Source organism: Thalassorhabdus alkalitolerans (assembly GCF_042656525.1).
In the GTDB taxonomy this organism is placed as follows: domain Bacteria; phylum Bacillota; class Bacilli; order Bacillales; family Marinococcaceae; genus Thalassorhabdus; species Thalassorhabdus alkalitolerans.
On the sequence record NZ_JBHSOZ010000016.1, the window covers coordinates 28,933 to 43,757 of the forward strand.

Below are 14,825 nucleotides of genomic sequence, written 5' to 3' on the forward strand. Positions count from 1 at the left end.
CAGTTCCAACATGGAAGGAAAAAAGAAATGGATAATCAGGTACAAAGAGAATTCGAAAAAGCAAAATCTAAGAATAAACATGAACGCTACGAAGCATATTGCAAGATCTTAGAAGCAACAGAGGAAACTGTAGACTGGGCTTATGAAGTATGGGATCAACTAGTTGAAGATTTAACTCATCAAGACAATCATGTACGTTCACAGGCTGCACAGTATTTGGCTAATTTATCTAAAAGTGATCCAGAACAAAGAATTCTTCGAGATTTTCCAAAGCTATGGACAGTAACAAAAGACGAAAAATTTGTCACAGCAAGGCATAGTTTACAATCGGTTTGGAAAGTAGGATTAGCCGGAAATCAACCCAAAGACATGGTGATGAAACACATGGTTGATCGATTCCATCAATGTACTGAAGAAAAAAATTATACGCTGATACGCTCAGATATCATTCAAAACATGAGAAATTTATACGATATTCTAGATGAGGAAGAAATAAAAGAAACAGCCATGGAGTTAATTGCAACGGTTGATGAAAAAAAATACAAGAAAAAATATGAGGCTATATGGAAATAAAAACTACATCGTCTGATAGAAAATGGATAGATTGGGTCCATCTTGCTGGGAGAGACTTCTCCGTTTGAAGAAGTCTCTTTTACTTACCCCTTTTTTACGTTATGTTTTTCTGCCAGGTAATGCGCGGCTTCGGTAATTAGATGAGCAATCGATGTATCTGTTTCCGCGGCCACTCTTTTTAAAATTTTATGGTCAGCAGCATAAATCTTTATGTTTTTTTCCACGACGGGTTTTCGCGTCGTATCTTTTGTTAGGGGATTGACTTTTCGTTTCGGTTCATCCTTGTTATTTAATTTATCTAGGTTTTTACCCACGTTCTTCTCCCACCTTTTCTAGTATTTCGTCGAGCACAGCATCATACATGCGTATAGCCTGTTGATCATGGCGGTCATTGTTTTTTACCCCTTGCTTTGAAAATAACTTGACTCTTTCACGAGCATAAATAGGAGTGGTAAACAATAAATCCCCAAACCATTCCTTGGCCTCTTCCAGCACTTCATTGTCTATTTTTCCTTCTTTTTTAATGTAGTAGGGAACCACACCTAGTAAGTCTAATTCCGGATTATACTCTGCCATCTCCCGTAGATAATCAACAAAACTGGTGGACTGTTCATAGCTATGTTGGTGTGTCTGCATCACAATTAATGCATAGTCACTTGCCACCACGGCATTGTTGGTCTTTTCACTGGTCGTAGGTGCCACATCAATGAAAATAAAATCGTACGTTTCTTTGAGAGGCTCAAGTAAATAATCCAAGAAGAAGGAGGTTTTACTCACATCCACTGTCTGAGAGTATACATAGCGTTCAAAACCCAATAAATCCCGATCAGACGGCAAGATGTCATGATGGTCCGTTAAGGAAACAATAGCCTCTTCTAGCCTTTCCGATTGAATAGATTCATAGAAACTGGGCTTCTCTTCTTCTTCCGTCCCCTGGTACGTCTTGAATAACATTTTGCTGCAGTCAGCTTGAGGATCAAAATCAATGGTTAACACGTTAAATCCTCGTTGTGCGAGCAAATAAGAAAACATCACACAACAAGTTGTCTTCCCTACTCCACCTTTACTATTTGCAATTGTGATTGTGGTAGCCAAAAGAACACCTCGTTTTTCATCATTTGGTACTTTTTAGTGTAACAAAAAAATACTATAAAAGAGAATAGTGTTTGCACTAAATACTCCTGAATAAGAGAGGAGAACCTTGTTTTTTTGGTTTTTATTGAATTATAATTGTTATAACAGTTATAAAAATATAACAATTTGTATAGCGTATTAGGAGGAAAACGAATGGCGGTGAATAACATGGAACGCAAAGTAACGAAAATCGGAAATAGTTTAGGCGTAACGTTTCCAACAGAATTGCTAAAACGTCTTGGTGTAACGCACGGTGATGATGTTTTTATTGAGGAACAGGATGGCGCCATTGTGATTCGCAAAAGTCAAAAAGTACAGTTACCCAAAGGTGTGAGCGACGACTTTTTTGATACTCTAGATAAGAACATGAAACAGTATGATGAAACCATGAAAGGGTTAGTTGACCGTTGATACGTTATATAACCGAACAAGAAGTGATTGCCATCAATTTACTGGTCATTGAACGATATAGCCCCAAGGAACAAAAAGGGGTGAAATTGCCTGATCTTCTCAATTCCGCCATTAATCGCCCCAAACAATCCGCTTTTGGTGAAGAGGCTTACCCGACCATCTTCGGAAAAGCTGGAGCTTTGTTTGAGTCATTAGCCAAAAATCATACCTTTCATAACGCAAACAAGCGAACGGCCTTTTTGGCATTGATTCAATTCCTTGCCTACAACGGCTTTCAGTTTACTATGAGTCAAAAGCAAGCCGAGGATTTTGTGGTGGATGTGGTGAATCAAAAATATGAATTTGATGAGATGGTGGCAATCATTAAAGAATATAGTGTGAAACGGTAGTCTTGTGTTCGTAAAGAAAGGCTTTTCATGATGGAAATTCTCATGAGTTTTTTCAGGAACTAGAAAAATGGGTGTTGTGAAAACACTAGATAGAAAGCCATGTTCCATAAAGCCAAATATACTTGGCGGCAGTCCTACAGACTGATCGGAAAACAACGCTTTCCGTCATTCTGTACGTATCACTTCGGCATTACGTCCCTCGATCACCACAGATTGTACGGCTCATATCGTTGCCTCAAGACCGCATCGAAAATGAGCCCCCCCTTTTTTTCCTTAGGGTTCTCGCTCAATACCCAGCCAATGATAGACTGTTGGATCGCTTTAATTGGTTAGCGGTATCCTTCTTTCTTTGGGAAAGGACCTCCTTGGCTTCTTCAAAAGAAATGCGTTTTTCTTTTGCTAAGTCTCTCGCAGACAGCATGAAATGATATTCCTTCGTTAGAAGCTTCCTAGACTCTTCAGAATCTCTTTTTTCGTCTTTTGAGGGGTATCGGTTAGGATTGGTTGTATCTTTCCTCTGTTGCTCTTTCTGGAGCCATTTAGGGAGCTTGTCCTTCTTTATTGTTTGTTGTTTTTGAGTCATATAGGATTTCGGTCCTTTTTGCTGAGTAAGAGCAAGATCAATAAGGTAGCCAATCCTTCTAATGTTGTCCTTCGTCGTCTGTAACACATGCTTTAAACATAAAGCATAGAAGTGTGGGTTCATGTTGTCCTTGGATTTAAAATGGTTTTCTATATCCACTACCTCAACAACATCATCAATCAATCGATTTTTATATTTGAGTAAAACAGTTGTGATGGGTTCAGGTAGATTCATAGCTAGTATCTTCTCATTAGTGATTGATAGATTTTCTTTTTTCTTTTTCTTATTTTCTTTTTCTCTTTTCTTTTTAGGCGGAACGTTTTGTTCCTCCCCTACCGGAACTTTTTGTGTCTTATCCACCGGAACGTTTTGTTCCGATGGGTGTTGAGCAGATGTATGTTTCCAGTAAATACGATGGTCTATTTGACGCTCGGGTAGCTGTTTTTCCCCTACGATCTTCAAGCATTGGTCAACGAGGGGTTTAAAGTTGTATACATTTGATTGACGTTGCCCCTTCTCATTCATGCGAAACCCGACCAACACCAACTGTTTCTCTTCGATGCTCTTTAATAATTTTCTGATGTTTCGTTTAGTGGTGCCCATAATCGTTGCCAGTGTTTCTTGAGAAGGGAAAGGGTCAGACGTGTCGTGCTTAAAGCTCATAATGGTGAGCACCAGTTGAAACTCTTTTCCCGTTAATCCCACTTTTGTCGCATTACGGATAATCATATTTGGTACGCAGGTAAATCCCTCATCTAAAATGGCGCTTCCCCACATTGCTTCTAATCTTGTCTCTTCCATAGCAAAAAGCTCCTTCCGAATCCCACGCGAGATTCCCGAAAGGAGCTAGCAAGTGTAAGTCATAACAATACCTTCAACGATATTCCACGTTACACTGTTCAAATAGCGTGGCAAAGAATCCCCCTCTCTTTTTCCTTTTTTGCAAGCCAAATAGACTTTTAAAAAGAAAGAGAAAGTGGTATACTTACACCACAAACAAGCTTTAAGCTTTAAAGCTTAGCTTCTTCCGAGGAATCTCTGTTATGTGTCTAGGCCGCCAAACCTTTAGGACACGTAACAGGGATTTTTCTTTTTTAGTTGTCTTTTATTTTAGCATACTGATAGGAATATCACTTACTCATTTTGTTAATTTTTAGATTTTATATTAGAGTCGGTGTTTCGAATAAAACAAACACATGGGTTCCAGCAGCTTTTAATTCCTCTATGTCTTCCTTTGTAAATGGTTCTGCATCTTCCAACGTGAAAAAACCTTCCTCTACCATGCGTTTTACGTCTTCATTATTAAAGTGGTGTGGAATGCCATGAATGTTCTTCATTAATAATTCCTCCTTTAATGAGCGTAACCTTTATGATAAAGCCAGTCTATTGTATATACTGTTATAGTGTTAGCACTATATATTGTTAATGCATTAACCATATTATACCATGTAACACTCATTATAAAAACACTATATAGTGTAAAAGCTAAATAGTGTTTTTATTTATGGCTATACACCTTATGGAACGACAAAACCCTATTCATTAAAAAAGAAAATTTCGTAGTCTTCTCGTAAATTAAAAAAACAACCATCAGAATGCATCGGATGGTTGTTAAAGAAGGTTCTCCGAACAATAATTGAAGGTAAAAGTCTTCCAAGCAGACGGTAAGCCCTGCCGTTTGCTTAAAGGTCCTTTCCTTTTCTGCAAAGAGTTGAAACCAGGTTATGGGAAAATAGGAAAAACATTAAATGAAATGTTAGAAATCTAAGTTTACGAACTCAAAAAAACAACCACCAGAATTCTGGTGGCTGTCTAAAGGAGGGTCGAACAATGAATAAAAAAGAACCCAGCGTCAGCAAATGACTCCTCGTGCCTGATCATTTGCTTAAAGCACCTTATCTGTGAAAAGTTAAAACCATATGCCGACAAAACAGGAAAAAACGCCTAACAATGGAACAAATGTAGGGCTAACTTGCTTGCTTTCTTTAAAGAAAGCCTATTCAAGTTTGAAAACTTGGTAGCTGTTACACTCTAAGTTTTCCATCATATTGTTTCGTTGATTGAGCTTGTGAAAGGTACGAGAGCATGATTTCCCCGACTCTCTTTTTGATATTGGCGTTCATATAACGCATGCTACCTTCGTATCCTCTGCATTTATAAACAAATTCAGTAAACATGTCATCAGATGCAGTAGGTTCATGCCACATCTTTAAGCCTTTGAGATGCATTTCCTTTTTCACTTCTCTTAGATCAGCCCGAGCTAACAGAATGGCTTCGTCAATGAGATATGTATAGGGATGTTTCAATTTGAAAGGAGATTTTTCAATGATTTTCATATCCCTTTCAAAATTTTTAATCACGTATGGAATTAAAATAAAAGAATCAAAAATCTCAGCATCCTCTTCTGTATGATTCATAATTACCCCTCACAATACAAGAACGTTTGTTCTTATATTACCACAATAGAATAACGTTTATTCGTTCTTATGTAAAATTCCATATTTTTGATGTTGGAGAGAGCTTATATTTTACAACTAATTTTAATCTTACACCCATTCGTATATTATGTTTTATGCCTTCATCAAAAACTTAGGTTTTTAAGGTGGATATTAACCTTGGTAAAATGAATAATAACCTATTATTATTAAGGTATTAAGGTTATTATTTAGGTTAGTAGGGTGGGTGATAACATGAGTAAAAACGAAAACCTAGGTGAGGATAACGTGGGTGAAAACATAAATAATATTGAACTAACTGTGAAAGAGGTTTCGAATATCATTGAAGAAACACCTAATGTCATTCGAAATTGGATGAAAGAGTTAAAACCATACATTCCTCTTAAGAAAAATGCTTCTGGATATAATGTGTTTGATCGAGAGGCTTTAGAAAAAATAAAGTTAATTAAGCAGCTTCATCGGGAGCAAAACTATTCTATTCGCCAAATTGAACATTACTTTGCAACAGGTGGAGAGGCTTATAAGCCGACACCAGAAAAAGGGACGGATGAAATACTGGCTGATGATTTAAAAGATATCAAGAAAGAATTGTCCATGTTGAGAGAAGAGCAGCACAATCAAAAAGATTTTAACCAAGAGCTTTTAAAGCGATTAGACCATCAGCAAGAATACATAGATCGAAGACTAGAAGAACGCCATCAGAAGTTAGACCAGTTCATAACAGAATTTCGTGAAGTGAAACGTTTGGAAGCAGCTGCAAGTGAAGAAAAGAAATGGTGGAAGTTTTGGAAATGAAATAATTAAGCATAACCAATTCGGTTTTAATAGGTGGGTGTCTATGTGAGCAATAAGGTTATGTTTCACAGAGGTATGTTTACAGGGGAAAGGAGAGGTATTTCCTTTCATGTATTTTTCCTCCTCTGTTTTAGTTTTAATGTTGTGGCAACCGGGTGCGGGAATGATGAACTCAATCAATCTTCTACCAATGAAGAAATAGGGAATCCAACACCAGAAGAGATACTAGACTCTAACCCTGAAGCTGATATCTTTGAATACCAAGGGATTGTATAATCAAATGCTACAGAATTAGACCACTATGATATAGAAGATTACGATAAAGGAGAACAAATTGGAGAAATTCAGAATCGAACGAACGAAGCTGGTGATTTTGATTCCTTTACTTCCACCCATTTAGCTGTAGGGACGACGCTCTATGCTACGAAAGACGAACACAACGGTAATTTTAATTACACGATTATTGCAAACAATGAAGGTGAAGAGGTCCTTTATTTTGCATTACTTGAGGGGTAGTAAATAAAAGCTTTTTGAGTGATCAAGAAGCCGCCCATGATAGGCGGCTGTTTTTATACCTGATTTATCCCTATAACACGGAGTCCCTTGTTTCAACGACCTAGACTGTAAAGTGGGACAAGGATTCTATGTAGGTTAATAAGGTAGGTATTAACATGGGTAAGGACGAAAACCTAGGTTATTATGAACCGCATGAGCGATTGATATAAAATTTCACTCACCGTGCATTAGAAAAATAATTTAGCCCTACTGAGTATCATCTATTTAAGATTTATTACATGATCATTAATACTAAGAGTAGCAAACTTTTATTGCTATCCCCTTTTTTATAGAACTTCCTTAGAGGATTTGTTAAAAAGGAAACAAATAGCTTTTTATGAGGAACTTAAAAAGATAAGGCTAACAAGACATAAAATGGTTGGGTACCTGCTGTACCTATCTAGGTAGTAAGGCGTTTGATCCTAACTATGTAATCTGCCTGGTTTCGTGCTTTCGTGATTTTTGAACTACGTTGTTTATATATCCTTCAGCAGCAAGCGTATACTGTTGGATAATGTCTTCTCGATCTTTCATAAATTGTTCTACGCCAACACTAAGCATGGGACCATATCGCATGGTGGTTTTGTGTGGGTCCTCTAAGCCAAATTGTATCTCTTCTTCAACGTAAGCCAGCCCTTTTGTATGGTGTGGAATTTTTTTAAAAGTCACGAGGATCGAAATGTTATGAGTGTTCATATTTCCTCCTTTAAAGTAAACATATCATTTAATTCTATAAAATTTACTTCTCTTTTGTTCTATGTATCGTTAATCGTTTCCCAGTAGTAAAATAATAACATTTATTACCTTTTATTAGGAGTTATTTTTGAGCCAATTATAACGATAAAAAGTCTAAGGTAGCCAAGCTGGTTAGAAAACTTGGATTTAGTATATTAAGGTTTTTAACAAAGCTAGTAGGGTTGGTAAAAACCTGAGTAAATAGAAAAACCTAGGTAAGAACACGAAAGGTTGAATGGTGGAAACCCTGTGAGGAGAGGACAATCGGCAAGGAAAAGCACAAAAACTATAAAAAACTGTGTAATAGTCTCTCTTTGTTCCTAGAAACTGGTGGAAAGGGTATAAAATATCCGTAAAGGAGGGGTAGATAAATGGTAAAAGTGTTTTGGATGATTGCTCTATTTTTACTTATTCCAACTACGGCTCTTGGTCAAGAAGAAAATACGTATACAGTAGAACCCGGAGATACGATGTGGAGCATCTCTCAACAACACGATGTAACGGTCGATGAACTCCTACAGGCTAACCCAGACATCCTAGATGTAAATACAATCTATGCTAATCAAGTGATTCAACTTCCTCAACAAGGGGACGGACAAAGTACGCCTTCTCAAGCCGAACAATCTGAAGAGGGCCTTGTACAAGAAGTGATTCGTTTGACCAATGAAGAGCGCGCCCAGCATGGTTTGGATCCTTTAGAACCATATGGAGATCTTGCTAACGTGGCAGAAATGAAATCTGTGGACATGAGAGATCAAGACTATTTTTCTCATTATAGCCCAACTTATGGAGATCCTTTCGAGATGATGACTTCTCAAGGGATTGATTTTCAAGGGGCAGGTGAAAACTTGGCTGCAGGCCAAACCTCTCCTGAACAAGTAGTAAGGGAATGGATGGAGTCTCCTAGTCACCGGGATAATATATTAAGACCTGACTATACCCATATTGGGGTGGGGCACGTAGAAGGTGGTTCTTTCGGGACGTACTGGACCCAAATGTTTGTAGTAAAGTAAGGGGATTTTTCCATCAAGCAAAAGTGTTTATCTAACGGAATGAAACAAAAGGGGATCACGTATTCTCTTCACCTTCTAAAAGGTTAGTAGGTGGGTGATAACATGAGTAAAAAGAAAAACCTAGGTGGAGTATTACCGATGTTTTCTTATGATTCAAACGAGAGGTTTTAAGGTGAACTGATAGGCCGTAACTTGGGTGAAAAAGAACCTAGGTGAACAACTAGATTCAGGCACTGCTGAATGATCATTTCATTTACCGTATTATTAATGTTTTAACAATATAGCAAGAAATCATAACTAGCTAGTAAGTCTGTAAAAAGGTCCTAGTATTTATCAGTGAAAGTCTGTATACACTGGTGTTGGGACTCTTTAAGGCGATTCCGTACATGCAAGTTACCTCCAGAGTCCTACCCTCACTAGTAAGGGAGCCTACGGGCTCCTTTTTACTTTCTATTGAAAATGACTCCGCTCGGGTGAAATCAGTGGTTTAAAAACACCTGATAAATCTTCTTCAGAAATCGAGTGAATTTTCCATCCTTGTTTGCCTCTTTCTAATATCATTTTTCCGGTACATATTTTTGGTTTCGTGTGTTTGTTTTGATAAAGCAGTTTATAATGGACCACCCGAATAGTAGGATTTGATTGTCACCACTTTGGTTTCCAACAAATGTATTTGTCCAAAGTGTTTCATATTCCTTCGAATGTTTTTTTTCAGCTCCGTAGGTAACCTGTATAAAATAGTCATTAAGAAGGCCAATAAAATCATCCGCATTTACTTCATTTATCGCAGTGATCATGGATGTAACCGTAGAAATAATTTCACGCTTTTCTAATTTACCAATTGAAAACAGCACACTGAGTAAAATGATCATGATAAAATTTCACAACCTTGCTCCTCTGTAAACATTATGTTAAATTTTTAATTCTGAAATGGAAGCCCACGGCTCAGTACGTACTGGAACCCATATATGGTTTTTTTAATGAAAGCAAAAGATACTTTCCTTTAGGATTGGCAAAAACCTAGGTAAAAAAGAAAACCTAGGTGATAAATTATGAACCTTTATGAGGAGAGAAGAAATGCAAAGTGGCGTTACTCAAAGGATCTATGACGGAGTTTCCGGTATTTTTTATTATATAAACACGTTTAACTTCCTGGTATTAAAGCGGAGGAGGGGGCATTATGAGGAAAAGATATGGGTTGTCAATTGTTACTTTAAGTGTTGTTGGACTATTCGTTGCATGCGGGGAGAATTCGGCAGAGACGGGAACAGAAGAAATAAAAGCCGAAGAAACAGAGAACATGGAAGGGGAGGAGACCGCAACCAATTCAACAGAAGGTGTGGTTGCCGTTGAAGAGGCTGAGGAAGTAGAGCCAGGGGTCGAAGAGCAGACGGAAGAAACTCCACAATACGAGCAATTCGTTTCTGATTATAATTCGTTCATTTCTATGTATTTTGACAGTGAGGCACTTCTTAACGTAGACGACATTGTTCCTCATTCAGATTATGCTCTACAGATGAATGGGTACGTGACTCATTCGATTAAGGTATCTGAAAAGGGGAACGTTATCGAAGTGACACTTCTTGGTAAGACGAACGATAGCCAGGAAGGGAGCCGAGAACTGCCTGTGGCTTTGGCTGGTACCATGCACGCAATGGATCAAGATCATTTCGAGAGTGTCGAAGAGATAGACGCGTTTTTAACAAACGAAACCGAGTTTGATAAATATACTTCTGAAGGGGAGAAGAGGATCAAGGCTGAAACAGACTCGGTTGAATACTCATTTATTAACATGGGCGACGGTATGATAATAACGGTGAAGCCAAAATAAAGTTCTTCTTTAAGGGAGGGATTCTAATGGGGATGATAGGTAGGTATAAACCTGGGTAAAAATAACCTTGATAAAAACATTCATAACAAAATTATTGACCTATAGTTAGAGAAAAAAGGCCATTAGTAAATTTCTAGGATTCAATCAGATGTGGAAAAAGAAAATACAGGATCTTTGAAGGAGACTATAAAAGGTTGCTTTAAAGATAAAGTTTTTGGGAAACCAAAAAATGAAGCAGCATCCTGGACCGACGTATGGTCCAGGATGCTGCTTTATTTATAAGAATACTCAGGAGGTGATTCTTAGAAGTGCCTATATTATTAGGCTATCATCACCTTATTATACGTGAACACATGGAAGAAAAAGGGTCCAATAAACCCTTCTTGAATTCAAGAAGGGTTTATTGTCTTAGAGGGTGTAAACAAAACAATGAAAAAATTACTTTAGCAGGACATCGATGAAGAGAGAATATAAAGTATTCTCTCTTCATAGTATAATACACTTCATTTATAAATAGTAATGGTTCTTATTTATCATTTTACTTTGTAGGTATTTCCATTATGGTCAACTTATTATCCATTCATTATTACCTAATTTTTATTGGAATACTGCTCTAACTTGTACATTCTCCACTTTCTGCGTGGCCCTGGCGAGCCCATCGGAAGATGGGCTATTCGTGGAGCTGGTAATATCCTAAAGACTCTCCGGGTGTGGGGATAAAACGGGTATGCGTTTAAGGTCTCATACACAAAGACAGAGAAGTTGCAGAGATTAATAGGTGGGTAAAAACATGGGTAAAAACAAAAACCTAGGTAAGAATAACATTAGTAAGAACCTGGATAACAATTTAATGAACGTAAGTAACATAGGTTTTTGAGGCGCACTGCAAAAAAAGATGGGGGTTTGATTTTTTTCTTTATACCAAGGAATTTTCCTCTTACATACTTTGGACCTGAAGATAGTTCTTTCTCTTCAGTAACTCTCTGTACCTCCCTATGCTTCATATACCACCAACTTGGCACAAGAAGCATGTCTAGTTAAAACCATTAATTCCTATACGGGTTAATACGGGTTGCATTTATGACATGGACTATAGAGAAGGACCGATTGATTCCCTTTTCGGTTTACCCCTTTATAGGGAGAATAGCAAAAGAATACCTCTCCACCTACCCTGGCGAGCATAAGAAAACGTCCAAGACAATGGGGGTGCTCATGATTAGAAAATTCTCTCTTCTTCTACTTTGTATACTATTGCTTTTGACGGGTTGCTGGAATGTAAGGGAGTTAGATGAATTATCTATCGCTTCAATGATAAGTATTGATAAATCAGATGAAAACAAGTATGAAGTCACCGCGCAAATTATTAATCCTGCCCAAAATGTGGAGGAGGAACGAACCGACCGTGCTCCGGTGGCAACACATAACGTCTCAGGAGCATCTGTTTTTGAAGGGATACGTAGACTAACGACTCACATTCCCCGAAAACTTTTTTTAGCACATATCAGAGTCGTCGTTATTAGTGAGGAGATCGCTGAAGAGGATTTTACCGAAGTATTAGACTTCTTTTTCCGTGATCATGGAGTAAGGACTGATTTCTTAATAGTGATCAGCAAAGATCAACCTGCAAAAAATGTCTTGAAGGTATCATCGCGGATAGAGGAACTACCTGCAGAAAAAGTTTTTTCCTCCATCACTTTTTCTGAAGAAAATTGGGCACCAACCAAAGGAATGCAAATAGATGACATTATTGAGCAATTTATCCTAGATGGACAAAACCCCGTAGTCACGGGAATTAAGGTTGTTGGCGATCAGGAAGTAGGGGGAAGCAGGGAACACGTAGAAACCATTGAAACCGAGGCGGTTTTGAAGCTGCATAATCTTGCTGCCTTTCGGGAGGGGAAACTGGTCGGCTGGATGACAGAGGATCAAAGCATAGGATATAACTATATCCGTGGCAATGTGCAAAGCACCTTAGGTGTGATTCCTTGTAATAACGACAATATCACATATGAAGTGATCCGTTCAGAAAGCTCCATTGATGCAAAGCTTGTAAATGGGGAACCAATGGTTAATGTCACTATCTCAACTGAAGGAAATATCGCTGAAGTGACTTGTGACCTTGAAACGTCACCTCAAACCATTAAAAAACTTGAAAAACAAATAGCAAACAACATAGAAACCATGGCAATTTCTTCAATCAACCGAGCCCAAACTGATTTTAAAAGCGACATCTTTGGATTTGGAGAACAAATTCGCAGAAGTGATCCCACCTACTGGAAAAGTGTAAAAAATGATTGGAACACTCATTTTGAAGATCTAGAGGTAAATGTGGCCGTCGATTTCTCTATTCACCATACAGGTACCGTAACTGACTCCTTAATAAATGATAAGAAAAACTAATGGGCATCAAAAGCTTTCATTGGCGATTTTACTTTAAGGAGTGAGGTTGTTATTCGTGGCATAACATGAATAAATTAAAACCTAGCTGAGAGGATTATTACTAAACTGCTAAAGAAAAAAGCTCGGGCACCTCCTCTTTAATGTTGTTTTCCCCAAACTGGTTTTGGCTTTTGACAAAGGCCTGTTAGGACTTTATTGTTCCTCTTTGTTTTCGGCGTTTGTGCGGAAGAAACCATGTTAATCTGTGATTTCACACTTTTTGCGCATTGAGTGTTCCACTATTCTGCCATTTAGTCGGTGCCGGTCCCTCTTTAAGGAAATATAAAATTACACACCCGGTATCCTTACATAACCTTAAAACAGCGTCTATATGTTCTTATATAGTGTCTAATGTTTAAATTTATGACCTGGTACCCCTTATGGAACGACTAAAGAAAAATTTAGTAGTCTACTCATAAATTAAAAAAACAACCATCAGAATGCATCGGATGGTTGTTAAAGGAGGTTCTCCGACCAATAATGAAGGTGAAAGTCTTCCAAGCAGACGGTAAGCCCTGACGCTTATCGTTTGCTTAAAGCCCATTACCTCCTGTAGGAAGATGTAAAACCAATTGGCAATAAGACAGGATAAAAACCCTAAGCATGGAACAAATGTAGTGGTAACTTGCTTTTTCTCTTTCAGGGCTTATATCGAAACCTCTCTCTTTTTTATAGTAAAAAAAGATTGTTATCGTGTGGGAGTCCAAAAATTAAAGAAAAAGCGTTTGTTTGGCTGGGGATCCAATAAATAAAAAGAAGCATCCTAGATTTAAGTATGGTCCAGGCTGCTTCTGTATTTACAAGGTTATTCAGGAGGGTGATCTTAGTTGTGCCTTTATTATTAGGCTATCATCACTTTATTAGACGTGGACACATTGAATAAAAGGGTTTATTGTCTTAGAGGGTGTAAACAAAACAATGAAAAAATTACTTTAGCAGGACATCGATGAAGAGAGAATATAAAGTATTCTCTCTTCATAGTATAATACACTTCCTTTATAAACAGGAATGGTTCTTATTTGTCATTTTACTTTGTAGGTATTTCCCATTATGGTCAACTTATTATCCATTCATTATTACCTAATTTTATTGGAAGACTGCTTCTAACTTGAACATTCTCCACTTGTTTACTGGGATACCTCCGCCACCTGCTAAGGGATCAAGTTGGTAACTCCAAGAATACGTCACATGCCATCCTTGAATATTCATCCTTTGAGCGTGTAAGTACATTTCATGACTAGCCCAATTCACGGCACTTACACTCCAACTAGCAACAGCTCCCGGGATGGGTAGCTCTTCCTATGGTTTTTAACCCTGCATTAATGGCTGAGTGCCCTAGGCCAACTCCAGATATGTAATGATCTCCAGTCGTAGAAGCTAGGCGTTTGATAGAAACATAGGTGCTGTCTGTATGTGTTACGCACGACGGATTGTACTTCTCAAGCGCTCCACTATAAGGGTTTTCACATGATGCTTCTGCTGCAGACGGACTTACAATAAATTAGGATGCCATTAATGCTGCAACTAATAGGAAAAAGTTAGTTTTCAGTAAAAGTTTCATTTCGAAATTCTCCTTAAAATGGTTTGAATTATAAATGAAATGTTACCATAATTATTTTTAGCACAGTTGAATAGGTCGTAGTTTTAAAGTTTTTGTTTGGTTCGTACTAGAAAAAAGTTAATTTGCGAGTGAAACAGACGCCCAAGAAGTTCGTAGACAAAACCAGCAATCTCAGTAGCGTAAGCAGCAAAACCAACAACAATACTTACCTTCCACAGAGGAACCTCTTTATTCAGAGGTTCCTCTTATCCTCCAAGACGGACGCTAAATACTTCCGCCTTCTCTGAATACTTTAGTTCAGGTTCATGATTAAAAATATTTTTAAAGGAGATAATTTTGAAAGGAAACAG

15 protein-coding genes are annotated in these 14,825 nt (G+C 37.8%); 8 read left to right on the top strand and 7 right to left on the bottom strand.

Annotated features, from left to right (window positions below; genetic code table 11):
• The first annotated feature begins 27 nt into the window (after positions 1–27).
• The gene (locus ACFPU1_RS16630) at positions 28–573 is read left to right on the top strand and encodes a hypothetical protein (RefSeq protein WP_385943095.1); all 546 of its coding nucleotides are present in this window, start codon (positions 28–30) and stop codon (positions 571–573) included.
• An 83-nt stretch (positions 574–656) separates the two neighbouring features.
• On the opposite strand, the gene ACFPU1_RS16635 is transcribed toward ACFPU1_RS16630, so the two are convergent.
• Together ACFPU1_RS16635 and ACFPU1_RS16640 are read right to left on the bottom strand one after the other, a co-directional pair.
• Positions 657–887, bottom strand: a complete 231-nt coding sequence (locus ACFPU1_RS16635) for a hypothetical protein (protein ID WP_385943096.1) — start codon at positions 885–887, stop codon at positions 657–659.
• Positions 880–1,668 carry a ParA family protein gene (locus ACFPU1_RS16640; protein ID WP_385943097.1) on the bottom strand — a complete coding sequence of 263 codons (789 nt, stop codon included), beginning with the start codon at positions 1,666–1,668 and terminating at the stop codon, positions 880–882. The genes ACFPU1_RS16635 and ACFPU1_RS16640 overlap by 8 nt, the downstream gene beginning before the upstream one ends.
• Positions 1,669–1,860: 192 nt before the next feature.
• On the opposite strand from ACFPU1_RS16640, the gene ACFPU1_RS16645 reads away from it, so the two are divergent.
• Both ACFPU1_RS16645 and ACFPU1_RS16650 read left to right on the top strand, forming a co-directional pair.
• Positions 1,861–2,118, top strand: a complete 258-nt coding sequence (locus tag ACFPU1_RS16645) for an AbrB/MazE/SpoVT family DNA-binding domain-containing protein (RefSeq protein ID WP_385943099.1) — start codon at positions 1,861–1,863, stop codon at positions 2,116–2,118.
• The gene (locus ACFPU1_RS16650) at positions 2,118–2,507 is read left to right on the top strand and encodes a type II toxin-antitoxin system death-on-curing family toxin (protein ID WP_385943148.1); all 390 of its coding nucleotides are present in this window, start codon (positions 2,118–2,120) and stop codon (positions 2,505–2,507) included. Before ACFPU1_RS16645 ends, ACFPU1_RS16650 begins: the two co-directional genes overlap by 1 nt.
• A gap of 286 nt (positions 2,508–2,793) precedes the next feature.
• Here the strand turns inward: ACFPU1_RS16650 and ACFPU1_RS16655 are convergent, their stop codons facing one another.
• From ACFPU1_RS16655 to ACFPU1_RS16665, 3 genes are all read right to left on the bottom strand, one after another.
• Positions 2,794–3,891, bottom strand: a complete 1,098-nt coding sequence (locus tag ACFPU1_RS16655) for a helix-turn-helix domain-containing protein (protein WP_385943101.1) — start codon at positions 3,889–3,891, stop codon at positions 2,794–2,796.
• Positions 3,892–4,250: 359 nt separating this feature from the next.
• The gene (locus ACFPU1_RS16660; RefSeq protein WP_385943103.1) at positions 4,251–4,427 is read right to left on the bottom strand and encodes a hypothetical protein; all 177 of its coding nucleotides are present in this window, start codon (positions 4,425–4,427) and stop codon (positions 4,251–4,253) included.
• A gap of 687 nt (positions 4,428–5,114) precedes the next feature.
• Positions 5,115–5,507 carry a YhjD family protein gene (locus tag ACFPU1_RS16665; protein ID WP_385943105.1) on the bottom strand — a complete coding sequence of 131 codons (393 nt, stop codon included), beginning with the start codon at positions 5,505–5,507 and terminating at the stop codon, positions 5,115–5,117.
• 273 nt (positions 5,508–5,780) lie between these two features.
• Here ACFPU1_RS16665 and ACFPU1_RS16670 point away from each other — a divergent pair, with 273 nt between their 5' ends.
• Together ACFPU1_RS16670 and ACFPU1_RS16675 are read left to right on the top strand one after the other, a co-directional pair.
• Positions 5,781–6,341 (top strand): MerR family transcriptional regulator, encoded by a 561-nt coding sequence (locus ACFPU1_RS16670; protein ID WP_385943107.1) that lies wholly within the window; start codon positions 5,781–5,783, stop codon positions 6,339–6,341.
• A 45-nt stretch (positions 6,342–6,386) separates the two neighbouring features.
• The gene (locus tag ACFPU1_RS16675) at positions 6,387–6,617 is read left to right on the top strand and encodes a hypothetical protein (protein WP_385943109.1); all 231 of its coding nucleotides are present in this window, start codon (positions 6,387–6,389) and stop codon (positions 6,615–6,617) included.
• A 705-nt stretch (positions 6,618–7,322) separates the two neighbouring features.
• On the opposite strand, the gene ACFPU1_RS16680 is transcribed toward ACFPU1_RS16675, so the two are convergent.
• A complete protein-coding gene (locus ACFPU1_RS16680) occupies positions 7,323–7,592 on the bottom strand; it encodes a hypothetical protein (protein WP_385943111.1) in 270 nt (89 codons plus the stop codon).
• Between the two features lie 410 nt (positions 7,593–8,002).
• On the opposite strand from ACFPU1_RS16680, the gene ACFPU1_RS16685 reads away from it, so the two are divergent.
• Positions 8,003–8,644 carry a CAP domain-containing protein gene (locus tag ACFPU1_RS16685; protein WP_385943113.1) on the top strand — a complete coding sequence of 214 codons (642 nt, stop codon included), beginning with the start codon at positions 8,003–8,005 and terminating at the stop codon, positions 8,642–8,644.
• Positions 8,645–9,201: 557 nt separating this feature from the next.
• Here the strand turns inward: ACFPU1_RS16685 and ACFPU1_RS16690 are convergent.
• A complete protein-coding gene (locus tag ACFPU1_RS16690) occupies positions 9,202–9,516 on the bottom strand; it encodes a hypothetical protein (RefSeq protein ID WP_385943115.1) in 315 nt (104 codons plus the stop codon).
• Positions 9,517–9,824: 308 nt separating this feature from the next.
• Between ACFPU1_RS16690 and ACFPU1_RS16695 the strand changes: the two genes are divergently transcribed.
• Both ACFPU1_RS16695 and ACFPU1_RS16700 read left to right on the top strand, forming a co-directional pair.
• Positions 9,825–10,475, top strand: coding sequence for a hypothetical protein (locus ACFPU1_RS16695; RefSeq protein ID WP_385943117.1), 651 nt, complete (start codon positions 9,825–9,827; stop codon positions 10,473–10,475).
• Positions 10,476–11,687: 1,212 nt separating this feature from the next.
• Positions 11,688–12,875 (top strand): Ger(x)C family spore germination protein, encoded by a 1,188-nt coding sequence (locus ACFPU1_RS16700; protein WP_385943119.1) that lies wholly within the window; start codon positions 11,688–11,690, stop codon positions 12,873–12,875.
• The last annotated feature ends 1,950 nt before the right edge of the window (positions 12,876–14,825 follow it).